Here is a 957-nt window from a genome sequence, read left to right on the forward strand (position 1 = left end):
TCCATTGCGATTTACGTAGTTAAGAACTTATTAAGGTTTCAAAGTCATACCGGGCGATAATGTTGCCGGTACATTTGCTTGTTTAGATTCCATTGATGCAACAGGATACGCGCAATAATCTGCTGCATACAACGCACTTGCTCGATGGTTGCCACTCTCACCGATACCACCAAATGGTGCAGCACTGCTTGCTCCGGTAAGAGGCATATTCCAATTTACGATACCAGCACGGCTATCTAGCAAAAAGTCTTGCCATAGTGATTCGTTCTCACTAATTAAACCTGCCGCCAGTCCGAAACGCGTGGCGTTCGCTTGCTTGATCGCGTCTTCATAGTTCTCATAACGAATGACTTGCATCAAAGGACCAAAATATTCTTCATCAGGTACGTCAAGCCCCGTCACATCGACGATACAAGGACGCAGCATCGCTGGCACCTCATTATCTCTTGCGAGTTCCAATAAGGGTTTAGCGCCGATACTCAATAAATTCTGATAAGCCGACACGATACTTTGCGCTGCGCCTTCCGAAACCAGGCATCCCATAAAAGGCTGAGGTTCTGCATCAAATGCGCCAACCTGTAATGCGCGTGTTGAGCTAATTAACGAAGATACAAGCTGATCGCCGTACTCACCAGTCGGAATAAAAACGCGTCGAGCACATGTGCAGCGCTGACCAGCTGAGACAAAACTCGAAAATAATAAGTGATGGACAGTCGCCTCAATAGGGCTATCACGATCAACAATCAGTGGATTGTTGCCTCCCATTTCTAAAGCAAGGATCTTGGCGGGCTGACCTGCCCATTGTTGGTGAAGAATGGCTCCGGTTCTGGAGCTTCCTGTAAAAAACAGTCCATCTATATCCGGATGTTGTGCGAGCGCTTCACCGGTTAGTCGTTCGCCTTGGACGAGATTAATCACTCCTTCAGGTAAACCGGCCTCAATCCAAATTTCTAAAGT

At 47.1% G+C, this 957-nt stretch carries 1 protein-coding gene; it reads right to left on the reverse strand.

Annotated features, from left to right (window positions below; all coding sequences use genetic code 11):
* Window positions 1–30: 30 nt before the first annotated feature.
* The coding region (locus A3738_RS20960) for an aldehyde dehydrogenase family protein (protein WP_156504387.1) at window positions 31–957 on the reverse strand (927 nt) is incomplete at its 5' end.

It is taken from the genome of Oleiphilus sp. HI0066 (assembly GCF_001635725.1).